The 22,684-nt window shown below is 68.2% G+C and carries 23 protein-coding genes; 11 read left to right on the top strand and 12 right to left on the bottom strand.

Annotated elements, in window-relative coordinates; all coding sequences use genetic code 11:
• The first annotated feature begins 6 nt into the window (after positions 1-6).
• From ngg to AC3B6A_RS19415, 3 genes are all read left to right on the top strand, one after another.
• Positions 7-1,797 (top strand): N-acetylglutaminylglutamine synthetase, encoded by a 1,791-nt coding sequence (gene ngg / locus AC3B6A_RS19405; protein WP_488398736.1) that lies wholly within the window; start codon positions 7-9, stop codon positions 1,795-1,797.
• Positions 1,794-2,996: an osmoprotectant NAGGN system M42 family peptidase gene (locus AC3B6A_RS19410; protein WP_488398737.1), complete on the top strand. Its 1,203-nt coding sequence runs from the start codon at positions 1,794-1,796 to the stop codon at positions 2,994-2,996. Before ngg ends, AC3B6A_RS19410 begins: the two co-directional genes overlap by 4 nt.
• A gap of 65 nt (positions 2,997-3,061) precedes the next feature.
• Positions 3,062-3,292, top strand: a complete 231-nt coding sequence (locus AC3B6A_RS19415; RefSeq protein WP_488398738.1) for a YheU family protein — start codon at positions 3,062-3,064, stop codon at positions 3,290-3,292.
• Positions 3,293-3,833: 541 nt separating this feature from the next.
• Here the strand turns inward: AC3B6A_RS19415 and AC3B6A_RS19420 are convergent.
• The 9 genes from AC3B6A_RS19420 to AC3B6A_RS19460 form a co-directional block, all read right to left on the bottom strand.
• Entirely contained in the window at positions 3,834-4,163 is a 330-nt protein-coding gene (locus AC3B6A_RS19420; protein WP_488398739.1) for a YnfA family protein, read from the bottom strand.
• A 30-nt stretch (positions 4,164-4,193) separates the two neighbouring features.
• On the bottom strand, positions 4,194-4,619 hold the full coding sequence (locus AC3B6A_RS19425) for a hypothetical protein (RefSeq protein WP_488398740.1): 426 nt from the start codon (positions 4,617-4,619) through the stop codon (positions 4,194-4,196).
• Between the two features lie 254 nt (positions 4,620-4,873).
• Complete coding sequence (locus tag AC3B6A_RS19430; protein ID WP_488398741.1) at positions 4,874-5,686, bottom strand: SDR family oxidoreductase; 813 nt, start codon at positions 5,684-5,686, stop codon at positions 4,874-4,876.
• Positions 5,687-5,835: 149 nt separating this feature from the next.
• Entirely contained in the window at positions 5,836-6,135 is a 300-nt protein-coding gene (locus tag AC3B6A_RS19435; RefSeq protein ID WP_488398742.1) for a hypothetical protein, read from the bottom strand.
• A 188-nt stretch (positions 6,136-6,323) separates the two neighbouring features.
• On the bottom strand, positions 6,324-6,950 hold the full coding sequence (locus AC3B6A_RS19440) for a 3'-5' exonuclease (RefSeq protein ID WP_488398743.1): 627 nt from the start codon (positions 6,948-6,950) through the stop codon (positions 6,324-6,326).
• Positions 6,947-8,743 (bottom strand): DUF294 nucleotidyltransferase-like domain-containing protein, encoded by a 1,797-nt coding sequence (locus tag AC3B6A_RS19445; RefSeq protein WP_488398744.1) that lies wholly within the window; start codon positions 8,741-8,743, stop codon positions 6,947-6,949. Before AC3B6A_RS19445 ends, AC3B6A_RS19440 begins: the two co-directional genes overlap by 4 nt.
• A 78-nt stretch (positions 8,744-8,821) precedes the next feature.
• A complete protein-coding gene (locus AC3B6A_RS19450) occupies positions 8,822-10,477 on the bottom strand; it encodes a cation acetate symporter (RefSeq protein ID WP_488398745.1) in 1,656 nt (551 codons plus the stop codon).
• On the bottom strand, positions 10,474-10,785 hold the full coding sequence (locus AC3B6A_RS19455; RefSeq protein ID WP_488398746.1) for a DUF485 domain-containing protein: 312 nt from the start codon (positions 10,783-10,785) through the stop codon (positions 10,474-10,476). The genes AC3B6A_RS19450 and AC3B6A_RS19455 overlap by 4 nt, the downstream gene beginning before the upstream one ends.
• 212 nt (positions 10,786-10,997) lie before the next feature.
• A complete protein-coding gene (locus AC3B6A_RS19460; RefSeq protein WP_488398747.1) occupies positions 10,998-11,852 on the bottom strand; it encodes a glycine betaine ABC transporter substrate-binding protein in 855 nt (284 codons plus the stop codon).
• 278 nt (positions 11,853-12,130) lie between these two features.
• Between AC3B6A_RS19460 and AC3B6A_RS19465 the strand changes: the two genes are divergently transcribed.
• Both AC3B6A_RS19465 and AC3B6A_RS19470 read left to right on the top strand, forming a co-directional pair.
• The gene (locus AC3B6A_RS19465) at positions 12,131-12,352 is read left to right on the top strand and encodes a DUF2061 domain-containing protein (protein WP_488398748.1); all 222 of its coding nucleotides are present in this window, start codon (positions 12,131-12,133) and stop codon (positions 12,350-12,352) included.
• A 76-nt stretch (positions 12,353-12,428) separates the two neighbouring features.
• Positions 12,429-14,012, top strand: a complete 1,584-nt coding sequence (locus AC3B6A_RS19470; RefSeq protein ID WP_488398749.1) for a glycoside hydrolase family 17 protein — start codon at positions 12,429-12,431, stop codon at positions 14,010-14,012.
• 1 nt (position 14,013) lies between these two features.
• Here the strand turns inward: AC3B6A_RS19470 and AC3B6A_RS19475 are convergent, their stop codons facing one another.
• Positions 14,014-14,379, bottom strand: coding sequence for a hypothetical protein (locus AC3B6A_RS19475; protein ID WP_488398750.1), 366 nt, complete (start codon positions 14,377-14,379; stop codon positions 14,014-14,016).
• A gap of 114 nt (positions 14,380-14,493) precedes the next feature.
• Here AC3B6A_RS19475 and AC3B6A_RS19480 point away from each other — a divergent pair, with 114 nt between their 5' ends.
• From AC3B6A_RS19480 to AC3B6A_RS19500, 5 genes are all read left to right on the top strand, one after another.
• The gene (locus AC3B6A_RS19480) at positions 14,494-15,060 is read left to right on the top strand and encodes a hypothetical protein (RefSeq protein ID WP_488398751.1); all 567 of its coding nucleotides are present in this window, start codon (positions 14,494-14,496) and stop codon (positions 15,058-15,060) included.
• A gap of 76 nt (positions 15,061-15,136) precedes the next feature.
• Positions 15,137-15,622: a GNAT family N-acetyltransferase gene (locus tag AC3B6A_RS19485; RefSeq protein WP_488398752.1), complete on the top strand. Its 486-nt coding sequence runs from the start codon at positions 15,137-15,139 to the stop codon at positions 15,620-15,622.
• A gap of 87 nt (positions 15,623-15,709) precedes the next feature.
• Positions 15,710-17,059: a lipid asymmetry maintenance lipase MlaY gene (gene mlaY, locus AC3B6A_RS19490; protein WP_488398753.1), complete on the top strand. Its 1,350-nt coding sequence runs from the start codon at positions 15,710-15,712 to the stop codon at positions 17,057-17,059.
• A gap of 3 nt (positions 17,060-17,062) precedes the next feature.
• Positions 17,063-17,872 (top strand): MlaA family lipoprotein, encoded by an 810-nt coding sequence (locus tag AC3B6A_RS19495; RefSeq protein WP_488398754.1) that lies wholly within the window; start codon positions 17,063-17,065, stop codon positions 17,870-17,872.
• A 140-nt stretch (positions 17,873-18,012) separates the two neighbouring features.
• Entirely contained in the window at positions 18,013-18,873 is an 861-nt protein-coding gene (locus AC3B6A_RS19500) for a pirin family protein (RefSeq protein WP_488398755.1), read from the top strand.
• Between the two features lie 563 nt (positions 18,874-19,436).
• Here the strand turns inward: AC3B6A_RS19500 and AC3B6A_RS19505 are convergent.
• Positions 19,437-20,621 (bottom strand): patatin-like phospholipase family protein, encoded by a 1,185-nt coding sequence (locus tag AC3B6A_RS19505; RefSeq protein WP_488398756.1) that lies wholly within the window; start codon positions 20,619-20,621, stop codon positions 19,437-19,439.
• A gap of 45 nt (positions 20,622-20,666) precedes the next feature.
• Positions 20,667-21,602 carry a lipid A biosynthesis lauroyl acyltransferase gene (locus tag AC3B6A_RS19510; protein WP_488398757.1) on the bottom strand — a complete coding sequence of 312 codons (936 nt, stop codon included), beginning with the start codon at positions 21,600-21,602 and terminating at the stop codon, positions 20,667-20,669.
• A gap of 148 nt (positions 21,603-21,750) precedes the next feature.
• On the opposite strand from AC3B6A_RS19510, the gene minC reads away from it, so the two are divergent.
• On the top strand, positions 21,751-22,650 hold the full coding sequence (minC, locus tag AC3B6A_RS19515) for a septum site-determining protein MinC (RefSeq protein WP_488398758.1): 900 nt from the start codon (positions 21,751-21,753) through the stop codon (positions 22,648-22,650).
• Positions 22,651-22,684 lie beyond the last annotated feature (34 nt).

A 22,684-nucleotide genomic window follows, 5' to 3' on the forward strand; every position in this document is an offset into this window, starting at 1 on the left:
TACGCCATGAAGACCCATTTGAACCTGCCTCACCCCCACAACCAGCGCCTGCTGCGAGGCCAGACGCCGACCTACGAACGCCTCCAGGCGCGCTTCGCCGGCGACCACGCGCAGCGCCACGAGGGCCCGCTGATCCTGCAGTGCGGCTGGGGCCGCCTGCTCATCGGGCACACCTTCGCCACCGCCGAACAGCTGGCCGAGGAACTGCTCCACGAACGCCCCGGCGAGCGCGACATCGCCCTCTACGTCGCCGCGCCGCAGCAGGTGCTGGCACAGGCGCCGCAGCAACTCTTCCTCGACCCCTCCGACGCCCTGCGCCTGTGGTTCACCGACTACCGCCCGGCGCGCCGGCCGTTCCGCGGCTTCCGCATCCGCCGGGTGCACAGCGAGGACGACTGGGCGGCGATCAACCGCCTGTACCTGGCGCGCGGCATGCTGCCGGTCGACCCGGTGCAGGTCACCCCGCGCCACCTCGGCGGGCCGGCCTACTGGCTGGCCGAGGACGACGAGACCGGCACGGTGATCGGCACCGTCATGGGCATCAACCACGCCAAGGCCTTCCGCGACCCGGAAGGCGGCTCCAGCCTCTGGTGCCTGGCGGTGGACCCGCAGTCCAGCCGCCCCGGCGTCGGCGAGGCGCTGGTCCGCCACCTGATCGAGCACTTCATGAGCCGCGGCCTGGCCTACCTCGACCTGTCGGTGCTGCACAGCAACCAGCAGGCCAAGGCGCTCTACCGCAAGCTGCGCTTCCGCGAGCTGCCGACCTTCGCCATCAAGTGCAAGAACAGCATCAACCAGTCGCTGTTCCTCGGCCCCGGCCCTGAAGAGGGCCTGAACCCCTACGCCCGGATCATCGTCGACGAAGCCCATCGGCGCGGCATCGAGGTGCAGGTGCAGGACAGCGACGCCGGGCTGTTCACCCTCACCCAGGGCGGCCGGCGCATCCGCTGCCGCGAATCGCTGTGCGACCTGACCAGCGCGGTGAGCATGAGCCTGTGCCAGGACAAGACCCTCACCCACCGCGCCCTCGACCGCGCCGGCCTGCGCCAGCCGCAGCAGCGCCTGGCGGGCAGCGCCCGGGACAATGCGAAGTTCCTCGCCGAGCACGGCTCGCTGGTGGTCAAGCCGGTGGATGGCGAGCAGGGCCAGGGCGTCGCCGTGGACCTGCGCAGCACCGGCGAGGTGGAAAGCGCCATCGCCCAGGCCAGGCAGTTCGACACCCGGGTGATCCTCGAGAGCTTCCACGCAGGCCAGGACCTGCGCATCGTGGTGATCGGCTATGAAGTGGTGGCCGCCGCGATCCGCCGCCCGGCCGAAGTCATCGGCGACGGCCGGCACAGCATCCGCAAGCTGATCGAGGCGCAGAGCCGCCGCCGGCAGGCCGCCACCGGCGGCGAAAGCCGCATCCCGCTGGACGGCGAGACCGAACGCACCCTGGCCGCCGCCGGCTTCGGCTACGACGACGTGCTGCCCAGCGGCCAGCGCCTGGCCGTGCGCCGCACCGCCAACCTGCACACCGGCGGCACCCTGGAGGACGTCACCGGGCACCTGCACCCGAAACTGGCCGAGGCCGCGATCCGCGCGGCGCGCGCGCTGGAAATCCCGGTCACCGGCCTCGACCTGCTGGTGCGCGACGCCGACCAGCCGGACTACGTGATCATCGAGGCCAACGAACGGCCGGGGCTGGCCAACCATGAGCCGCAGCCCACCGCCGAGCGCTTCGTCGACCTGCTGTTCCCGCTGAGCCGCGAACTGCTCCACCGTGAATCCCACCCCGGCACGGAGGCTTCGGCATGAGTCCACTGCCACAACCCGACCTGAACTACCTGCAGCGCGTGCTGCTGGAAATGCTCGCCATCCCCAGCCCCACCGGCTTCACCGACACCATCGTGCGCTACGTCGCCGAGCGCCTGGAGGAGATCGGCGTGCCCTTCGAGATGACCCGCCGCGGGACCATCCGCGCGACGCTCTCGGGCCGGCGCAACAGCCCGGACCGCGCGGTCTCGGCGCATCTGGACACCATTGGCGCGATCGTCCGCGAGATCAAGCCCGACGGCCGCTTGGCGCTGGCGCCGGTGGGCTGCTGGTCGAGCCGCTTCGCCGAGGGCAGCCGGGTCACGGTGTTCTGCGAGAACGGTGTGCTACGCGGCAGCGTGCTGCCGCTGCTGGCCTCCGGGCACGCGTTCAACACCGCGGTGGACAACCTGCCGATCAGTTGGGACCACGTCGAACTGCGCCTGGACGCCTACACCGTCAGCCGCGCCGACAGCGAGACCCTGGGCGTGGCCATTGGCGATTTCGTCGCCTTCGACCCGCTGCCGGAATTCACCGAGAGCGGCCACATCAGCGCCCGCCACCTCGATGACAAGGCCGGCGTCGCCGCGCTGCTGGCGGCGCTGAAGGCGGTCCGCGAGAGCGGCCAGCAGCCGCCGATCGACTGCCACCCGCTGTTCACCATCACCGAGGAAATCGGCTCCGGCGCGGCCGGCGCGCTGCCCTGGGACGTCAGCGAGTTCGTCGGCATCGACATCGCCCCGGTGGCCGGGGGGCAGAACTCCAGCGAGCACGCGGTGAGCGTGGCCCTGCAGGACTCCGGCGGGCCCTACGACTATCACCTGTCGCGGCACCTGCTGCGGCTGAGCGAACGCCACGAGATCGCCGTGCGCCGCGACCTGTTCCGCTACTACCACAGCGACGCGCAGTCGGCGGTCACCGCCGGCCACGACATCCGCACCGCGCTGCTGGCCTTCGGCTGCGACGCCACCCACGGCTACGAGCGCACCCACATCGACAGCCTCGCCGCCCTCGCCCGCCTGCTCACCGCCTACCTGCTCAGCCCGCCGGTGTTCGACAGCGACGCACAGCCGAGCGAAGGCGCCCTGGAGCGCTTCAGCAAGCAACTGGAACATCCGGTGCACATGGAAAGCACCACCCACGTACCGCCGGTGGACGAACTGCTGGAGAACAACGACGGCGCGGACAAGGACAAGTCCTGAGCGACGCTCGCCGCCATCGCGGCGCGGGACTACAATCCCGCGCTGCGATGGCGAGTGCCCGAAAGATGCTGATTCCCCACGACCTGCTCGAAGCCGAGACCCTGAACAACCTGCTGGAAGACTTCGTCACCCGCGAAGGCACCGACAACGGCGACGACACGCCGCTGGACGTGCGCGTGGAGCGCGCGCGCCACGCCCTGAAGCGCGGCGAGGCGGTGATCGTCTTCGATCCGGAAAGCCAGCAGTGCCAGCTGATGCTGAAAAGCGAAGTGCCGAAGGAGTGGCGGGAGGACTGAGCCAGCGCTAGCCCACCCCGTACAAGCGGACCTTGTCCGCGAAATCCCGACCGGCGTGCCCGGGACGGCCCGGCAGAAAGCGCCCCCCTTCGCGGATAAGATCCGCTCCTACGAGAGCGCCAGCGCTCCGTTCTGGCTCCGGCTCCAGCTCCGGCTCTAGCCCTTCAGACTTCCAGAGAAATATCCGCGCGCACCGGAGCGCCCCTTCAGGAGGCCGAGCGGAATCGGAGTTTCAGGGGTTGAGCGGCATGGATGCCGCGAGAGCGTTGTCGGGCCAGGGATGGCCCGTCAACGCGGGCCCCTGAAACTTCGATGGAGCGAGGGAATTTTTCGCCTAAGCGAAAAACCGGATGCAGGGGCACAGACTTTTGCCTACTTTGCGTCGTTTGGCAAAGTAGGTCGCCCGAGGGGGCGAAACAAAATCTCCCAGCGCACGCCGAAGCGGCGCAGAAACACCGAACAAGACAAAAGCATCGCGGACGAAGTCCGCTCCTACGAAAGCGTCCCCCTGCGGAAGCGCTGCATGGCCCGCCCCTGCTATTCAGGGCGCGAAACGCGGCCCGAACAGCACCACGCTGGCCCCCGCCACGCAGAGCGCCACGCCGACCCAGTCGCTCCACAGCGGGCGGCTCTTTTCCACGAAGGCCAGCCAGAACAGCGAGGCGGCGACGTAGATGCCGCCGTAGGCCGCGTAGGCGCGCCCGGCGTAGCTGGCCTCGACGCGGGTCAGCAGCAGGGCGAAGAGCGTCAGGCTGAGCAGGCCGGGGGCGATCCACAGGACGCTCCGGTCCAGCCGCAGCCAGAGGTAGAAGGCGTAGCAGCCGGCGATCTCGCAGAAGGCAGCGAGGACGAACCACAGGTAATTGATCATCAGGCTTGTTCCATCACGGCAGGCGCCGGCTCAGCCGCGCAGGTTGCCTTCGCGCTCCCAGGCGCAGCGCACGCGCAGGTCGTCTTCCTGCGGGCTGTGGAAACCGCGCTCGGACTCCCAGCGGAAGGTGTGGCTGCCGTTGACTTCGGTTTCCAGGTGAACCACCGCGCTGGCCCAGTACAGCCTGCGCAGCAGCGCCTCGAACTGTTCGACCCACAGGCTCCACTCGTACTCGACCGCCTGGTAGCTGGCGCCGAAATGGATCACCTGGGACCGGTAGAGCCCCGCGCCTTCCTGCTCGCAGCGGCTGAACATCTCGCGGCCGAGGAAGGGCCAGGCCTCCCCCGCCGGCAGGCTGTCGAGCACCTTGCGGTTGGCCGCGCGGCGCAGGCGGCGCTCCATCGAGTCGCCGGGCCAGTCGCGGATGCAACCATAGACGATGGATTCGGACTGCAAGCTGGTACTCCCTCATTGACACCGCTGCCTTCTAGCACAGCGCCCGCGCGCGGGAAAGCGCGCGGCCCCGCAGTTGCGCGGCAGGCCCCGGAAGCCGGCCCCGGAAAAGCAAAAGCCCCGCAAAATGAGCGGGGCTTTCACCGGGGTCCAACGTTCTTCAGCCAGGCAGGCCGGTGACTAAAGCTAACCCTTTGCACCGGTCTGGGCAAGCCCTGTCTCCCGGCGCACCGAAAGAAGGCGAAACGGCCCGCGCCTCAGGCGAGGCTGCGGCGCTTGGCCTGCATCTTCTCCGCCATCTTCGCCATCTCGTCGTAGATCGCCTGCGGGTTCTGCTGCTTGATCTGCCAGGCCATGCGGCCCTGTTCGTGGGGCAGGATCATGAAGGCGTCGCGGGCGACTTCCCGGTGGATGTAGTCGGCGATGTCGGCGGCGCTGATCGGCGAGCTCTCCAGCAGCTTGCCGACCTGGCTCTTCATTTCCGGGCTGGGGCCGCGGAAGGAGTCCAGCAGGTTGGTCTGGAAGAACGACGGGCAGACCACGTGGACCTTCACGTCCACCAGGCTCAGCTCGGCCAGCAGGCTTTCGGACAGCGCCACCACGCCGGCCTTGGCCACGTTGTAGTTGCTCATCGCCGGGCCCTGCATCAGCGCGGCCATGGAGGCGATGTTGATGATCCGCCCCTTGCTCTGCTCCAGCAGCGGCAGGAAGGCCTTGCAGCCCTTGACCACGCCCATCAGGTTGATCGAGATCTGCCAGTCCCAGTCCTCCAGCGACAGCTCGCCGAAGAAGCCGCCCGAGGCCACGCCGGCGTTGTTGACGATGATGTCGATGCCGCCGAACTTCTCTTCGCAGGACTGCGCCAGCTGGGTCAGCTGGCTGTAGTCGCGCACGTCGCAGCGCTGGGTGAAGCCGTCGCCGCCGGCGGCGCGCACCAGCTTGAGGGTTTCCGCCAGGCCCGCCTCGTTGACGTCGGCCAGGGCCAGCTTCCAGCCCTCGCGGGCCCAGCGCAGGGCGATTTCGCGGCCGAGGCCGGAACCGGCGCCGGTGATCATGATGCGGTTTTGCATAGGGAGGTTTGCCTTTTCTTGTTCGGGGGGAGTTGTCCGGGACAGTGGACCGAGTGTAACCAAGGCCCACCGCCCCGGCGGCCATATCAGGCCGCTGAATGCCCCCGGCAAACCGCCGTCGCAGGCTCTTGAATCAGCCGATCAGCCGATCAGCCGATCAGCAGCGAGCAGAGTTTGCCGAGCACCAGGGCCACCCCGGCGCAGATCAGCAGGTGAGCCGCGCAGTTGACGCTCTCGTGCTTGAGCTCGGCGAAACGGCGCACGCGGTAGCGCAGCAGGAACAGCCCCATGGCCAGGGGAATGGAGGGGCCGAGGAAGGCGAACTGCCAGAAGCGCTCGGGCTGGCTGACCGGTTCCAGCGAACCGGCAGCGGCCAGCGGCAGCAATCCCATGCCGCACTGGACGACCAACCACAACACTCCCAGTGCGACCAGCACAACACCCGGCATCCGCTCGGCTCCACGATGGAAAAGGTCCGCAATGTTAGTACGTGGTCAGCGGCGGGGCTGTGCGACGGGTCACCCTGTGGCCCCGCGGTACGTTCCCAGGTCTCACCGGGGGCGTGAAGTCACGCACAGCACCAGCATTCCCCGCCCGGTACCGCGGAGGGTGGTGCGCCGCGACGGGCCGGCGAGGCTCAGTTCAGGTCGCGCGGCAGCGAGCCCTTGCGCAGGCGCAGGAACATCAGCGCGGCGGTGCGCGCATCGCCGATCGCGGTGTGGCGGCCTTCCACCGGGATGTCCAGGTGGCGCGCCAGGGTGTCGAAGCGCAGGTCCAGGTGCAGGTCGGGGAAGCGCCGGCTCATCTTGCGGTGGTACAGCTCGGAAACCTCCACCCGCGGATTGTCCAGGCGCGCGCCGAGCTGCTCGCGCAGGTGCCGGCGCAGCACGGCGACGTCGAAGGACAGGTAATAGCCGAGCAGCGGGCGGTCGCCGACGAACGCCTGCACCCGGCGCAGGGCCTCCGCCAGCGGCAGCTGCCCTTCGAGGTCGGCGCGGCGCAGCTTGTGGATGCGGATGGAGTCGCCGTCCAGGCTCGGCGGCGGCTCCACCAGCAGCTCCAGGCGCTCGCCGAGGATCAGCTTGCCGTGCCGGATGCGCACCGCGCCGATGCTGAGGATGTCGGCCTTGCGCGGGTCGAGGCTGGTGGTTTCCAGGTCCAGCGACACCAGTTCCTCGGCATCCGCCGGATCATGGCGCCACCAGTACAGGCGGCGGCGCCAGGCGGACCACTGGTGATCGGGAAGATGTATGCACGCGTTCATCGGGTCTCCAGATGGAATTGCCGGATCAGGCTCTGCTTGAACTTCTTCACCACGTGCAGGCCGTAGCGCAGCAGGTCGCGCTCGTGGCGGCTCAGCCGCGAGACGTCGAGCCCCTGCACGCGGCCGTCGCGCTCGCCGTCCAGCTGCTGGCGCAGGCGCAGCTGCAGGAACAGCTCGAAGGACTCGACCAGATTGTCCGCCAGCGACTCGTCCAGCACGCCGAGTGCCTTGAGCGCGGCCAGGCGCGCCAGGGTGCCGCGCGCCTCCAGCCCTTCGCGCAGCGCCAGCGCGCGGGCGCCGTGGACGATGGGGAAGATGCCGCCGCGCTTGACGTCCAGGTGCGCGTCCTGGGTCTTGAGCTGGCCGAGGAAGGTCAGCGGCGTGTCGAACTGCAGGGCCGGCAGCGCCAGGTCGCTGAGCCAGCGGCTGTCATCGCCGGCCAGGGCGTCGAGGCTCTCGCGCAGGCCGTCGAACAGTTGCAGGTTGCCGGCCACCGGCCAGGCATCGGCGAGGATCGACAGGCGCATCAACTGGTCCGGACGCCCCAGCATCGGCAGCGCCACTTCGCTCAGTTCGTGCTGCCATTCGGACAGCGGCTTGCACCACTCGGCGCGGTTGGCCATGACCCCGCCGGGACAGGGCGGGTAACCGAAGTCCAGCAGGGACGCGGAGAAGCGCTGCATCAGTTGCAGGCCCTGCTCCACCGGCATGTCGTCGGCGAGGATCAGGGCGTTGTCCTGGTCGGTCTTGAGCAACTGCTCGGCGCGGCCTTCGCTGCCCATCACGATCAGGCAGCACTTGCCGCGCAGCGCCGGCGGGATCTGCAGTTCGAAGAGACGCTCCAGCAGTTGCTCGTTGAGCGCGCTGACCAGTTGCATGATGAAGCACAGGCGGATGCCGTTGCCGGCCAGGGTGGCGATCAGGGTGTGCAGGGTTTCCGCCGCCGCGCGCAGCTCCGCCTCGCTTTCGGCGCGGGCGATGCGCAGCGCCAGCACGTGGGAATGGGTGGAGAACAGGCTGAGCACCTGGGTCAGGTGCAGCAACCCGACCACCTTGCCCGCCTCGGCGACCGCCACGCGCTCGATGCGCAGGCGGGTCATCAGGATCATCGCGTCGAACAGGAAGTCGCCCAGCTCGACGCAGGCCAGCGGCCGGTGCGCCAGCGGGCCGATGGGCTCGCCCTCGCCGCTGCCGTTGCGGAAGTGCGCGACCATCAGGTCGGTGCGGGTGACGATCCCCAGCGCACCGTCCTCGCGCACCAGCAGGGCATCGGCGCCGCGTTCCAGCTGCAGGCGCGCGGCGTCGCCCAGCGGCAGCCCGGCGTCCACCTCGATGGCCGGCAGCAGGTGCTCGCGGGCGATGCGGGTGAGGATGAATTCGGCGAGGTTCTGCCCGTCGCGGCGCTCCAGCTGGCGCTTGCTCGCAAGGTCGGCGCGGAAGAAGCGGGCGAACTCGGGATTGCCGGCGCACAGCTGGTGGAAGACCTGTGCCGGCAGTTCGTAGACGATGCTCTCCTCCACCGCCAGGTAGCGGTGCTTGCTGCTGCCGGAGAGCAGCCCGCGCACATCGAAGAGGTCTTCGGTGGCGTACTGGGCGAACAGCTTGCCGTCCTCGCCGCGCTCCTCGATCACGCCCTTGAGCAGGATGAACAGGCAGGGCACCGGCGCGCCGGCTTCGAGCAGCACTTCGTCGACCGTGTAGTAACCCACGCTCAGCGCTTCGAGCAGTTGCTCGCGCTCCTGCGGGCGCAACTGGTCGAAGGGTGGCGAAGTGAAGTTGAAATCGTCGGACATGCAATGAACTCCGTCTCAAAGCAGAGGGGCCGGGAGCGTCTCCACTCCCGGCCCCCCAGGTCAGCTCGGTTCAGGCGATCAGTGGGCGACTGCGCCACTGGCACCCAGGCCGGTCTGCGAACGGATGAACTGCGGGAAGAAGCGCGCGCGCTCTTCGTCGGCCGCAGTCGACTTGTCGGTGATGGAGAAGAACCAGATACCGATGAAGGCCACGGCCATGGAGAACAGCGCCGGGTATTCGAACGGGTAGACGGGCTTCTCGTGGCCGAGGATCTGCACCCAGATGGTCGGGCCGAGGATCATCAGCACCACCGCGGTGATCAGGCCCATCCAGCCGCCGATCATGGCGCCGCGGGTGGTCAGCTTCTTCCAGTACATGGAGAGCAGCAGCACCGGGAAGTTGCAGCTGGCGGCGATGGAGAAGGCCAGGCCGACCATGAAGGCGATGTTCTGCTTCTCGAACAGCACGCCGAGGACGATCGCGACCACGCCCAGGCAGACGGTGGTGATCTTCGATACGCGCAGCTCGTCCTTCTCGTTGGCCTTGCCGCCCTTCAGCACGCTGGCGTACAGGTCGTGGGACACGGCCGAGGCACCGGCCAGGGTCAGGCCGGCGACCACCGCGAGGATGGTGGCGAAGGCCACGGCGGAGATGAAGCCCAGGAACAGGCTGCCGCCCACGGCGTTGGCCAGGTGCACCGCGGCCATGTTGTTGCCGCCCAGCAGGGCGCCGGAGGCGTCCTTGAATGCCGGGTTGGTGCTCACCAGCACGATGGCGCCGAAGCCGATGATGAAGGTCAGGATGTAGAAGTAGCCGATGAAGCCGGTGGCGAAGAATACCGACTTGCGGGCTTCCTTGGCGTCACTGACGGTGAAGAAGCGCATCAGGATGTGCGGCAGGCCAGCGGTGCCGAACATCAGCGCGAAGCCCAGGGAGAAGGCCGAGATCGGGTCCTTCACCAGGCCGCCGGGGCTCATGATCGCCTCGCCCTTCGGGTGCACCTTGATGGCTTCGGAGAACAGCGCGCTGATGTCGAAGTTGACGTGCTTGAGCACCATGATCGCCATGAAGGAGGCACCGCAGAGCAGCAGCACGGCCTTGATGATCTGTACCCAGGTGGTGGCGAGCATGCCGCCGAACAGCACGTAGAGCACCATCAGGATGCCGACCAGGACCACGGCGACGTGATAGTTCAGGCCGAACAGCAGCTCGATCAGCTTGCCGGCGCCGACCATCTGCGCGATCAGGTAGAAGGCTACAACCACCAGCGAGCCGCAGGCGGACAGGGTGCGGATGTCCTTCTGCTTGAGGCGGTAGGACGCCACGTCAGCGAAGGTGTACTTGCCCAGGTTGCGCAGGCGTTCGGCGATCAGGAAGAGGATGATCGGCCAGCCGACCAGGAAGCCGATCGAGTAGATCAGGCCGTCGTAGCCGGAGGTGAACACCAGCGCGGAAATGCCGAGGAAGGACGCGGCGGACATGTAGTCGCCGGCGATCGCCAGGCCGTTCTGGAAGCCGGTGATGCTGCCGCCAGCGGTGTAGAAGTCGGCGGCCGACTTGCTGCGCTTGGAGGCCCAGTAGGTGATGCACAGGGTCATGCCGACGAAGACGACGAACATGACGATCGCGGAGACGTTGATCGGCTGGCGTTGCACGTCGCCGGTCAGGGCGTCGGCCCAGAGGGCGGGGGCGAAGGCGGCCAGGCCGAGGGCCGCGAACAGGCGGGCGATCATTGCTGGATCTCCTTCAGGACTTCCTGATTCAGGCGGTCGAACTCGCCGTTGGCACGGCGCACGTAGATGCCGGTGAGCACGAAGGCCGAGACGATCAGCCCGACACCGATGGGGATGCCCCAGGTAACGGACGAATCGGGACTGAGCTTCGCGCCGAGCAACTGCGGCTGGAAGGCGATCAGCAGGATGAAGAGCACGTAGAGGCCCAGCATGAGCAGGGAGAGCAGCCAGGCGAATCGCTCGCGCTTGGCCACCAATTCTTTGAAGCGCGGATTGGTATCAATCCGCTGGTAGATGCTGTCGTTCATTTTGTTCTTGTCCTCACAGCGGGGGATGACGCGGATGTCGTCGATCCCTAATTTATGTGAGCGCTGCAAGGGCTCCAGACGACTTTAGTCGTAGCGATTCGCCCTCCCCTGCGAACAAGCCCGGAATAGACGCTGCGCGATGAAAAAATCCCCCGCGAAGGCAGCGCTTCGCGGGGGATTTTCCTGTGTCGATCGAGGGGCGGATCAGACGCTTACAGCCACTCTTTCACGCGGTCCGGATGCGCCTGCACCCACTTCCTGGCGGCCACGTCCGGCTTCTCGCCGTCCTGCACGGCGAGCATCACCTCGCCGATTTCCTGGCCGTCCTTCCACTGGAATTTCTTCAGGAAGGCCCAGACCTCGGGTGCCTTCTTCTCCAGCGCCGGGTTGGCGACGCTGTCGACGTGTTCCTCGTCGCCGTAGACCTTCTTCGGGTCCTCGAGGAACTTCAGCTTCCACTTGGCGAACATCCAGTGCGGAATCCAGCCGGTCACCGCCACGGCCTTCTTGTCGTTCTCCGCGCGGGTCAGCTCGGCGATCATGCCGCTGCCGGAACTGGCCACCAGCTTGTAGTCCAGGCCGTAGTCCTTGATCGCCTGGTCGGTCTTGAGCATCACCCCGGCGCCGGCGTCGATGCCGACGATGCGGCCGTCGAAGTCGGCCTTCTGCGCGTTGAGGTCGTCGATGCTGTTGGCTTTCACGTACTCGGGCACGATCAGGCCGATCTTCGCCCCCGGGTAGTTCACGCCCAGGTTGACCACCTTGTCCTTCATCTTGTCGTAGTAGGCGCCGTGGGTGACCGGCAGCCAGGCCGAGAGCATGGCGTCGAGCTTGCCGCGCGCCACGCCCTGCCACATGATCCCGGCCGCGACCGGCATCAGCTTGACCTGGTAGCCGAGCTTCTCACGCATGATCTCGGCGGCCACGTGCGTGGTGGCCACGCTGTCCGACCAGCCGTCGACGTAACCGATGGTGATTTCCGGCTTGGCCGCCGCGGCGGCCATTCCCGCCGCGGCCGACAGCACCAGGCCTGCGCCCAGGCCCAACAGGCGTCGCATCATTCGCATGGTTTTCTCCCCGTAATTGTTGACGTCCGGGCGGGCGCCCGGCGCGTATCGCGGTCTTGGCCGCCCTTCCATGATCGGCGCGGGCCGCGCAAGGGCTGCTCTGAGAACGACACGCAACGGTCCGATCCGCGACAGGATCGGCGCGTCCGCGACCTCACCTGCCCAACAGCGACGCAAGGCGATCTATCGCCCCCATGCACAGAGCCGATTACCCGGCGGAACGGGGGAAAGCTAGTCTCTTCTCAACGGAGAACCATTCTCACCTTGGAGAGACCGCCATGCTCAAGACCGTCACCTTCACCCTGATGCACTTCACCATCGCCTTCAGCGTCGCCTACGCCCTGACCGGCAGCATCACCGTGGGCGGCCTGCTGGCGATCGTCGAGCCGCTGTGCAACGCCGTCGGCTTCCACTTCCACGAGAAGCTCTGGAAGCGCATCGAACAGGGCGACCACGCAGGCGCCGTGCCGGCGCACCACTGGATCCACCGCCACGCCTGAGTGCCCCGTGGGGCACTGACGGCGGCCGGCGGCGTTGCTAAGATGCGCGACCCACGGTTCGCGTGCCTTCGCCTCCATGTCCCAGTCCCCGCGTTTTGCGCTGCTGCCCTATTGCCTCGCCCTGCTGATCGCCGTCGCCGCCCTCTGCGGGCTCTGGTACGGCCTCGGCAGGCCGCTGGAGCTGCCCGATGCGGCGACGCCCACGCACAAGCTGCAATGCGCCTCCTACAGCCCCTTCGCCAAGGACCAGTCGCCCTTCGACCAGCCCTTCGTCCTGCGCCCCGCGCAGATGGACGCCGACCTGGCGCTGCTGGCGACGCGCTTCGACTGCGTGCGCACCTACTCCATGACCGGCCTGGAAGGCATCCCGGCGCTGGCCCGCAAGCACGGCCTGAAGCTGATGCTCGGCGCCTGGGTCAACGCCAACCCGGTGGACACCGGGCATGAGATCGCCGCGCTGATCAAGGCCGCCAACGAATACCCGGACGTGGTCCGGGCGGTGATCGTCGGCAACGAGACCCTGCTGCGCAAGGAAGTCACCGGAAGCTACCTCGCCGGGCTGATCCGCCAGGTGAAATCGCAGGTGCGCCAGCCGGTGACCTACGCCGACGTCTGGGAGTTCTGGCACCGCCACCCGGAGATCGCCCCGGCGGTGGACTTCATCACCATCCACCTGCTGCCCTACTGGGAAGACGATCCGCGCGGCATCGACGACGCCCTCGCCCACGTGGCGCAGGTTCGCGAGGACTTCGGCCGCGAGTTCGCGCCCAAGGACATCCTGATCGGCGAGACCGGCTGGCCCAGCGAAGGCCGCCAGCGCGAGACCGCCCTGCCCAGCCGGGTCAACGAGGCACGCTTCATCCGCGGTTTCGTGCACATGGCCGAAGCGCGCGGCTGGCACTACAACCTGATCGAGGCCTTCGACCAGCCCTGGAAGCGGCAGAGCGAAGGCGCGGTGGGCGGCTACTGGGGCCTGTTCAGCGCCGACCGCGGGGAAAAGGGCGTGCTCGCCGGGCCGGTCAGCAACCTGCCGGCGTGGCCGCTGTGGCTGGGGTTGTCGGGGCTGATCGGCCTCGGCGGCCTGCTCGCCGCCGGCCGTCCCGCCTCGTCGCGCGCCGCCTTGCTGCTGCCCTTGGGCGCCGCGCTGGGCGGCGCCTGCATCGGGCTGTGGACGGAGCTGGCGGTGGTCAGCAGCCGTTCCTGGGGCGAGTGGCTGTGGGCGGCCTGCCTGATCGGGCTGAACCTGCTGGTGCTGCTGCACCTCAGCCTGGCCCTGTCGGCTCGCGCCGGCTGGCGGGAAACGGCCTTCGACTGGCTGGAGCGCCGCGCCGGGCTCTGGCTGGCGGCGGCCGGCTTCGCCGGTGCGGTGCTGATGCTGGGGCTGGTGTTCGACGCCCGCTACCGCAGCTTCCCCAGCGCCGCGCTGCTGTTCCCGGCGCTGGTCTACCTGTTCCGCCCGGCCGTCGCGCCGCGCCGCGAGGCGCTGCTGCTGGCGCTGGTCATCGCCCTCGGCCTACCCGCGCAACTGGCGCTGGAGGGGCTGAACAACCTGCAGGCGCTGGGCTGGGCGGCGGTCAGCCTGCTGCTGCTCGGGGCGCTCTGCCGTGGACTGCGGCAACCCCAGCCGCTGGCCAGCGGCGTACCGGCGAGCGCCGGCTGAATCAGGGCCGCCGCGCGCGCACCAGGCGCAGCCCGGCCAGCACCACGGCAAACACCGCAAGACCGGCGTTGTACAGCACCAGCGCCGGCAGGCCGACCAGCATCGCCAGCACCGCCAGCCACCAGCCGGCACGTCCGGGGACCAGGAAGGCCAGCGCCGACAGGCCCAGCGCCAGTTGGCCGAACACGCCGAAGTGGATCAGCCAGCCCAGCTGGGCACGCACGCCGCACTCCCAGCGCCCGGCGTCGTCGGCGCAGAGCCCGACCCAGCGGCCATCCTCCATCAGCCCGAAACGCACGCCGTAGCTGGCGGCCAGCCACAGCGCCAGGGCGAGCAGCAGCAGGATCACGGGCAATCGACGGGGCATGGCGCCAGAACTCCGCTACAGAGACAAGAAAACGGCGCACAGCATAGCCAGCACAAGGGCCGATGCAAGAGGCGCCGGTTCCTGCGTAGACTTCGCGCACCAACGGAGCCTTCGATGAAGCGATCGACCCTGTTCCTGCTGGTCTGCGTGGCGACCAGCTTCTGGTGGCTGTGGCCGACCGACCGCCAGCCCGTGCCCCACCCGCAGAGCCAGGTGCTGCCCAACGGCGGCTTCCGGGTCGAGCGCTATGCCATCTATCCGCTGGAGGATTTCACTATCGAGGCGCGGGTGCTGGGGCGCGAGGACTATCGCCTGGGCCGCGAGGCCGACCTGTCGCCCACCGATCTCGCCCTGGGCTGGGGCCCGATGGCCGACCCGCAGGTGCTGGCCGATATCCGCTTCAGCCAGGGCAACCGCTGGTTCTACTGGCACGCGGACAGGCTGCCGATCCCCCGGCGGGAGCTCGAAACCCACGCCGCCAACATGCACATGATCCCGGCCAACGACAGCGTGGCGCGCGCGCTGGCGAAGGTGAGCGCGGGCGAGACCGTCCGCCTGAGCGGCAAGCTGGTGCGCGTGGAGGGCGACGACGGCTGGCGCTGGGTCAGCTCGCTGAGCCGCGAGGACACCGGCGTCGGCGCCTGCGAGCTGGTCTGGGTGGAACGCCTGGAGCGCCTCTGACGCGCCGCATCGGGCGGTTGCCAGCGGCGCCGGCCACGGGGCATTCTCGGGCATCCCGCTCATCAAGGAATCCCCCATGCCAAGCGTCACGCACCGCCCCGCCGTTCCCGCCGACATCCCGCTGATCCTCGAACTGATCACCGAACTCGCCGACTACGAGCGGCTGGTGCATGAGGTCAAGGCCGACGCCCAGCGCATGCACGACCACCTGTTCGGCCCACGGCCCTACGCCGAAGTGCTGATCGGCGAGGTGGACGGCGAGCCGCAGGGCTTCGCGCTGTTCTTCCACAACTACTCCACCTGGCTCAGCCAGCCGGGCATCTACCTCGAAGACCTGTACGTGCGCCCCGCCGCCCGCGGCGCCGGGCTGGGCAAGGCGCTGCTCACGGAACTGGCGCGGCTGGCCGTGGAGCGCGGCTGCGGACGCCTGGAATGGTCCGTGCTGGACTGGAACGAGCCGGCCATCGGCTTCTATCGCAGCCTGGGCGCCCGGGCGCAGGACGAATGGACCGTCTACCGCCTGACCGGCGATGCGCTGCGCGACCTGGCGCTCAAGGGGTAGGACGGGCCATCGCACTTGTGGGCGATGCGCTGGTCATATTGGCCGACCTCAACAGAGTTGATTTCCTTCCGAAAGGACTCTTTCGCCATGAAATGTCTTTCCCGCGCGGCCGTCCTGCTCGGCTGTCTCGCCCTGGGACTCGCCGGGCCGGCGTTCAGCCGCGATGTCGACGAGGCGGGCTACGGCTTTCCGCTGACCAACCCGTTCGAGGCGACCATCGCCACGACGCCGCCGGACCTGCGCCCGCCCCTGCCCGATGACCGCGACATACGCCAGCGCGACTTCTCCCTGCGGCTGCGTCCGGAGCGCGAGCACCAGCTGCCGGCCAACTTCTGGTCGGTACGGGCGCTGCGCTACCGCCTGGCCTGGCAGCGCCACGAGGCGCCGCTGATCTTCATCATCGCCGGCACCGGCGCGAACTACGCCAGCAGCACGCCGGAGTACCTCAAGCGCCTGTTCTACGGCGCCGGCTACCACGTGGTGCAGATTTCCTCGCCGAGCAGCTGGGACTTCATGGCCGCCGCCTCGCAGTCCGCCACGCCGGGCTTCAGCCCCACCGACGCCGAGGACCTCTACCGGGTGATGCAGGCCGTGCGCGCCCAGCATCCGGAGCTGCCGGTCAGCGGGTTCTACCTCACCGGCTACAGCCTCGGCGCCCTGCACGCCGCCTTCGTCAGCCAGCTCGACGAAACCCGCCGCAGCTTCAACTTCAAGCGCGTGCTGCTGCTCAACCCGCCGGTGAACCTCTACACCTCGACCAGCAACATGGACAAGCTGGTGCAGACCCGGGTCAAGGGCATCAACGACTCCAAGACCTTCTACCAGGTGATGCTGGCCAGGCTGTCGCGCTTCTTCAAGCAGAAGGGCTACATCGACCTCAACGATGCCTTCGTCTTCGAGCTGCAGCAGTCCAGGCAGCGCCTGAGCAATGAAGAAATGGCCATGCTGATCGGCACGGTGTTCCGCTTCTCGGCGGCCGACATGGCCTTCACCTCCGACCTGATCAACCGCCGCGGCCTGATCACCCCGCCGGACTACCCGATCAGCGAAGGCACCAGCCTGGAGCCCTTCTTCAAGCGCGCCATGCAATGCGACTTCAACTGCTACATGACCGAACAGCTGATCCCCGTCTGGCGCGCCCACGGCAACGGCAACAGCCTGCCGCAACTGGTCCAGCAGGTGAGCCTCTACGCCCTGAAGGACTACCTGCACGACAGCCCGAAGGTCGCCGTGATGCACAACGCCGACGACGTCATCCTGGGGCCCGGCGACATCGGCTTCCTGCGCCGCACCTTCGGCGAGCGCCTGACGCTCTACCCGCTCGGCGGCCATTGCGGCAACCTCAACTACCGCGTGAACGCCCAGGACATGCTGGCGTTCCTCAAGGGACAGGATGCGCAGGCCCCGGGCCTGGCAGCCGCGCAGACAGGGAACTGACCGATGCCATTCCGCTCCTCCTGGATATTCGTCCTGGCGCTGTGCTGCGGCCTGGCGCAGGCCGCCGACACGCTACCCGCCCCCCGCGACGCCGACGATGTCTCCCAGCAGCCGCAGGCCGACGGCTTCAAGCACCCGCTGGACAAGCTGAAGTTCAACCCCGGCCTGGACCAGCGCGAGTTCGAGCGCGCCACCCTGGACGCCCTCAACGTCTACGACCCCTGGGAGTCGTGGAACCGCCGCGTCTACCACTTCAACTACCGCTTCGACGAGTGGGTGTTCCTGCCCGTGGTCAACGGCTACGAGTACGTCACCCCGCGCTTCGTGCGCACCGGCGTGAGCAACTTCTTCAACAACCTGGGCGAAGTGCCGACCCTGCTCAACAACGTCGCCCAGCTCAAGGCCCGGCGCGCGGCGAACAGCACCGCGCGCCTGCTGTTCAACACCGTCTTCGGCATCGCCGGCCTCTTGGACCCGGCCACCGCCATGGGCCTGCCGAGGATCAGCGAGGACTTCGGCCAGACCCTGGGCTACTGGGGCGTGTCGGAAGGCCCCTTCCTGGTGCTGCCGATCCTCGGCCCCTCCAACCTGCGCGACACCGGCGGCCTGGTGACCGACTTCGTGGCGGCCCGCGAGGTCGACTACCTCAACGTCTCCAGCCTCGGCAGCGAATACTGGGAACTGCCGGCGCTGGAGATCATCGACAGGCGTTACAGCACGAGCTTCCGCTATGGCCAGCTGAACACCCCGTTCGAGTACGAAAAGCTGCGCTACGTCTACACCCAGGCGCGCAAGCTGCAGATCAACGAGTGAGACGAAACCGCCGCCCTTTCGCGGCGGTTTCTTTTTCGGCCAACACATCCATTAAATCGATTGTTTTGGCGAAAAACTCGCAACCATTGATTCATCGATCAGGACTATGATCGCCTCATTCACTGATCGAGGAGGTTTCCATGACCCGCTTGCGTACCCTGATCGACCAACAAATCGGCCACCCCGCCTCCGACGGCGCCGGCGTGCGCCTGACCCGCGTGATCGGCGGCCCCGGCCTCGAGCGCTTCGACCCGTTCCTGATGCTCGACCAGTTCGACACGCAGAACCCGGACGACTACATCGCCGGCTTCCCGTCCCACCCGCACCGTGGCTTCGAGACCGTCACCTACATGCTCGAAGGGCGCATGCGCCACGAAGACCACCTGGGCAACCGCGGCCTGCTCAAGCCCGGCGGCGTGCAGTGGATGACCGCCGCCCACGGCATCATCCACAGCGAGATGCCCGAACAGGAAGAAGGCGCCATGCGCGGCTTCCAGCTGTGGCTGAACCTGCCGGCGAAGGACAAGCTGTCGCCGGCCGGCTACCGCGACATCGAGCCGGAAGACGTGCCGCGCACCACCACCGCGCAGGGCGTCGGCGTCACCGTGATCGCCGGCCGCTTCGACGACGGCGAGACCGCCCAGGACGGCGCCGTGCAGCGCCCCGGCACCGAGCCGCACTACTACGACCTGGTGCTGCCGGCGGGCGCCTCGGTCAGCCCGCGCATTCCGGCGGGACACCGGGTGATGCTGTACGTCTACGAAGGTTCGCTGAAGGTTCCGGGCGAGCGCGGCGACGAGACCGTGGCCACCAACCGCCTGGTGCGGCTCGGCCAGGGCGACGAGATCCGGATTTCCAGCGAGGGCGGAGCCCGCGTCCTGCTGCTGGCCGGCAAGCCGCTCAACGAGCCGATCGTGCAGTACGGCCCGTTCGTGATGAACAGCCGCGAGGAGATCGAGCAGGCACTGCGCGATTACCGTGACGGGGTGCTGGCGGTCTGATCGACGCCCCTTGCGGGAGCGGGCCATGCCCGCAATTCGCGGACAAGGTCCGCTCCTACACGGGAAACACTGCTTTCGTAGGAGCGGAGCTTCTCCGCGATGCTTTTGCTCTTCGTAGGGCGGATAACTCGCAGCGTTATCCACTGTCCTGTTCGGAGTTCATGCGCCGCTTCGGCGTGCGCTGAGACTTCTTGTTTCGCCCTCCCGGGCGAGTCCCTTTTGGCGTCCCAAAAGGAACCAAAAGGACTCGTCCCGACATCCGGGTCCGGCTTCGCCGGACTCCCCTCGCTCCGGTATTGCTCCGAGGGTCGGCTTGCAAGGGCCATCCATGGCCCTTCAAGCCTCTCGCGGCATCCATGCCGCTCGCCCCTCTGCGCAATACCTCCACTCGGCCTCCTGACGGGACCCCATGCGCGCCTGCAATTTCGGCGTGACAGGTAGAGCAGCGGCTGAAGGATTTGCACGTCGTAGGATGGCGTGGAGCGAAGCGATACCCATCAGGGAGATAACGCTGCGCGTTATCCCCCTACGAAAAGCAAGAGCATCGCGGACGGAGTCCGCTCCTACAGCGACCAATCCTCCATCCCCAGGAAGCGCGCCAGTTCGGCGCGTTTTTCCATGGCGTCGCGGTAGCCCAGCTCGATCAGCGCATTGCAGTAGCCCGGCTCGAACAGCAGGTAACTCAGCACCCCCGCCCCGCTCACCTTGGTCGCCCCCGGTCCGCGCAGGAACAGGCGCAGCGCGCGCGGCAGCTCGTGGCGGTAGTCGGCGGCGATCTCCTCCAGCGGCTTGCTCGGCGAGATCAGCAGCACCTCGACCGGTTGCAGCCCGAGCGCCGCGCGGCGCTTGCCCTCCGGCACCATCGAACTGAGGAAATTGATCCGGTGCAGCAGCTCGATATCGCCTTCCAGGCTGTCGATGAAGGTGCTGTTGAGCAGCTGGATACCCACCTGTGCCAGGCTCGGCGGCTGGCCGCTGCGGTAATTGCCCACCTGCTCGTTGGCGCTGCCCAGGCTCGGATTGCCGCTCACGCCGATCACCAGCACGCGATTGGCGCCCAGGTGCAGCGCCGGGCTGATCGGCGCCTGCTGGCGCACCGCGCCGTCGCCGAAATATTCGCGGTTCACCTTCACCGGCCGGAACAGCAGCGGAATCGCCGAGCTGGCGAGCAGGTGCTCCAGGCGCAACCGCGTCGGCACGCCGATGCGCCGATGGCGCAGCCACGGCTCGATGGTCGCGCGGCCCTGGTAGAAGGTCACCGCCTGGCCGGACTCGTAGCCGAACGCGGTGACCGCCACCGCGCGCAGGTTGCGCCGGCGCACGGCGGCGGCGATGCCGGAGAAGTCCAGTTCACGTTCGAGCAGGTAGCGCAGCGGCGTGCTGTCCAGCAGCGCCACCGGCTGGCGCTTGCCCAGCCCCAGCAGGCTGTGGCCGAGGAAGCGCAACGCCTGGGCGACTACGCCCGGCCAGTCGGCGCGGTACACCTGGCCGGTGCGAAAGCTCTTCCAGACCTCGGTGAGCCGCTGCACCGCCGCCGGGAAGGACAGCGCCCCGCAGGCCAGCCCGACCGCGTTGATCCCCCCCGCCGAGGTGCCGACGATCACCGGAAAGGGATTCGCGGCGCCCTCCGGGAGCAGCTCGGCGATCGCCGCCAGCACGCCGACCTGATAGGCCGCCCGCGCCCCGCCCCCGGAGAGGATCAGGCCGGTCACGGCAGGGGGAGTCGCGGGGCTGGCGGAGTCGGTCACGGTTGAAGTCCTTGTCACCTCGAATCCAGAGTAGCCCGCCGGAACCTACTTCTTCTTCCTCGGGTAGAGCTTGGGCTCGCCCGCGGGGCGGCTCTTGAAGCGGCGGTGCGCCCAGAGGTACTGCTCGGGCTGGCGGCGGATCTCCTGCTCGACCCAGCGGTTGACCCGCAGGCAGTCGGCCTCCTCGGTCTCGCCGGGGAAGTCGTCCAGCGGCGGATGGATGGTCAGGCGATAGCCGGAACCGTCGGCCAGGCGCGACTGGGTGAAGGGGCACACCAGCGCGCGGCCCAGGCGGGCGAACTTGGTGGTGGCGGTGACGGTGGCGGCCGGGATGCCGAACAGCGGCACGAAGATGCTCTGCTTGATGCCGTAGTCCTGGTCCGGCGCGTACCAGATGGCGCGGCCGGCGCGCAGCACCTTGAGCATCGCGCGCACGTCCTCACGCTCGATGGCGGTGGCGTCGGCGTTGTGCCGCTCGCGGCCGGCGCGCTGGACGAAGTCGAACACCGGGTTGTCGTGCTCGCGGTACATGCCGTCGATGGTCTGCACCTGGCCGAGCAGCGCGGCGCCGATCTCCAGGGTGGTGAAGTGCATGGCCATGAGGATCACGCCCTTGCCTTCGGCCTCGGCCTGCTTCAGGTGCTCGATGCCCTCGATGTGCGCCAGCTTCGCCAGGCGCGCCTTCGGCCACCACCAGCTCATGGCCATCTCGAAGAAGGCGATGCCGGTGGAGGCGAAGTTTTCCTTGAGCAGGCGGGTGCGCTCGGCGGCGGACAGCTCCGGGAAGCACAGTTCCAGGTTGCGCGCGGCAATCGCCCGGCGGCTGCCGACCACGCGGTACATCACCGCGCCCAGCGCCCGCCCGAGCCGGAGCAGCGCCGGATACGGCAACTGCACCACCAGCCAGAGCGCGCCAAGGCCGAGCCAGAGCGGCCAGTGGCTGGGGTGGAGGAATTCGCGGCGAAAGGTGGGGCGTTCCATGAAAGCGTCCGGCTGGGGCAAAGGGCGACATTCTACCTTGCCCGCGCGCGCCGCGCCGAAACAGCTGCCGCCCCTAGCAATCCGCCACGCTTGCGGCTGCCGGGTCGGTCCGCTATAAGTCCAACCCATTTAATGACGCAGTCCGACCATGAGCCAAGCTGACCTTCTCGACCACGATCCCGTATTCCAGCTCAAGGGCAGCATGCTCGCCGTCACCGTTCTGGAACTGGCCCACAACGACCTGCCGCGCCTGGACCGGCAGCTCGCCGACAAGGTCGCCCAGGCGCCCAATTTCTTCCGTGACACCCCGCTGGTGCTGGCGTTGGACAAGCTGCCCGACGGCGAGGGCCAGCTCGACCTCCAGGGCGTGCTGGACATCTGCCGCCGCCACGGCCTGCGCACCCTGGCCATCCGCGCCAGCCGCGAGGAAGACATCCGTCTGGCCACCATGTTCGACATCCCGGTGCTGCCGCCGTCGGGCTCGTCCCGCGAGCGCATCGTCGAGCCGAAGGACTCCCCGCTGACCGGCGCCGAGCCGGTGCGCCGCCCGCGCGGCCAGCGCCTGTCCGAGAAGGCCGTGGAACAGGCCGCCGGCAGCGCCACCGCGCACGCCGAGGCGAACGCCGCGAAGCCGGCGGAAGCCCAGGCGGAGAAACCCGCCGAAGCCGAGGCCCCCGCCGCGCCGGAAAAACCGGCGGAAGCGCCCGCGCCTGTCGTGCGCCCGACCAAACTGGTCACCACCCCGGTGCGCGGCGGCGTGCAGATCTATGCTGCCGGCGGCGACCTGATCGTGCTGGCGCCGGTCAGTCCCGGCGCGGAACTTCTCGCCGACGGCAATATCCATGTTTACGGTCCGATGCGCGGACGTGCCCTGGCCGGTGTCAAGGGTGACACCAGCGCACGGATTTTCTGCCAGCAACTGGCCGCCGAACTGGTGTCCATCGCTGGAAATTACAAGGTCGCCGAAGACCTTCGACGCAGTCCGCAATGGGGGCAGGCGGTGCATGTCAGCCTGTCGGGTGACGTGTTGAACATCACCCGCCTTTAACGGATACTGCCGCGAATTTCAGGGACCAGAATTC

The sequence above is a fragment of the Pseudomonas sp. B12(2026) genome, assembly GCF_057767015.1.

Excerpts from the sequence above, each read along its gene's own strand:
- ngg (WP_488398736.1), top strand. The coding sequence starts at position 7 with ATGAAGACCCATTTGAACCTGCCTCACCCCCACAACCAGCGCCTGCTG.
- mlaY (WP_488398753.1), top strand. The coding sequence starts at position 15,710 with ATGAAATGTCTTTCCCGCGCGGCCGTCCTGCTCGGCTGTCTCGCCCTG.
- AC3B6A_RS19485 (WP_488398752.1), top strand. The coding sequence starts at position 15,137 with ATGCCAAGCGTCACGCACCGCCCCGCCGTTCCCGCCGACATCCCGCTG.
- AC3B6A_RS19480 (WP_488398751.1), top strand. The coding sequence starts at position 14,494 with ATGAAGCGATCGACCCTGTTCCTGCTGGTCTGCGTGGCGACCAGCTTC.
- AC3B6A_RS19465 (WP_488398748.1), top strand. The coding sequence starts at position 12,131 with ATGCTCAAGACCGTCACCTTCACCCTGATGCACTTCACCATCGCCTTC.
- AC3B6A_RS19475 (WP_488398750.1), bottom strand. The coding sequence starts at position 14,379 with ATGCCCCGTCGATTGCCCGTGATCCTGCTGCTGCTCGCCCTGGCGCTG.
- AC3B6A_RS19445 (WP_488398744.1), bottom strand. The coding sequence starts at position 8,743 with ATGTCCGACGATTTCAACTTCACTTCGCCACCCTTCGACCAGTTGCGC.
- AC3B6A_RS19500 (WP_488398755.1), top strand. The coding sequence starts at position 18,013 with ATGACCCGCTTGCGTACCCTGATCGACCAACAAATCGGCCACCCCGCC.
- minC (WP_488398758.1), top strand. The coding sequence starts at position 21,751 with ATGAGCCAAGCTGACCTTCTCGACCACGATCCCGTATTCCAGCTCAAG.
- AC3B6A_RS19415 (WP_488398738.1), top strand. The coding sequence starts at position 3,062 with ATGCTGATTCCCCACGACCTGCTCGAAGCCGAGACCCTGAACAACCTG.
- AC3B6A_RS19510 (WP_488398757.1), bottom strand. The coding sequence starts at position 21,602 with ATGGAACGCCCCACCTTTCGCCGCGAATTCCTCCACCCCAGCCACTGG.
- AC3B6A_RS19410 (WP_488398737.1), top strand. The coding sequence starts at position 1,794 with ATGAGTCCACTGCCACAACCCGACCTGAACTACCTGCAGCGCGTGCTG.
- AC3B6A_RS19435 (WP_488398742.1), bottom strand. The coding sequence starts at position 6,135 with ATGCCGGGTGTTGTGCTGGTCGCACTGGGAGTGTTGTGGTTGGTCGTC.
- AC3B6A_RS19495 (WP_488398754.1), top strand. The coding sequence starts at position 17,063 with ATGCCATTCCGCTCCTCCTGGATATTCGTCCTGGCGCTGTGCTGCGGC.
- AC3B6A_RS19455 (WP_488398746.1), bottom strand. The coding sequence starts at position 10,785 with ATGAACGACAGCATCTACCAGCGGATTGATACCAATCCGCGCTTCAAA.
- AC3B6A_RS19440 (WP_488398743.1), bottom strand. The coding sequence starts at position 6,950 with ATGAACGCGTGCATACATCTTCCCGATCACCAGTGGTCCGCCTGGCGC.
- AC3B6A_RS19420 (WP_488398739.1), bottom strand. The coding sequence starts at position 4,163 with ATGATCAATTACCTGTGGTTCGTCCTCGCTGCCTTCTGCGAGATCGCC.
- AC3B6A_RS19430 (WP_488398741.1), bottom strand. The coding sequence starts at position 5,686 with ATGCAAAACCGCATCATGATCACCGGCGCCGGTTCCGGCCTCGGCCGC.
- AC3B6A_RS19450 (WP_488398745.1), bottom strand. The coding sequence starts at position 10,477 with ATGATCGCCCGCCTGTTCGCGGCCCTCGGCCTGGCCGCCTTCGCCCCC.
- AC3B6A_RS19460 (WP_488398747.1), bottom strand. The coding sequence starts at position 11,852 with ATGCGAATGATGCGACGCCTGTTGGGCCTGGGCGCAGGCCTGGTGCTG.
- AC3B6A_RS19470 (WP_488398749.1), top strand. The coding sequence starts at position 12,429 with ATGTCCCAGTCCCCGCGTTTTGCGCTGCTGCCCTATTGCCTCGCCCTG.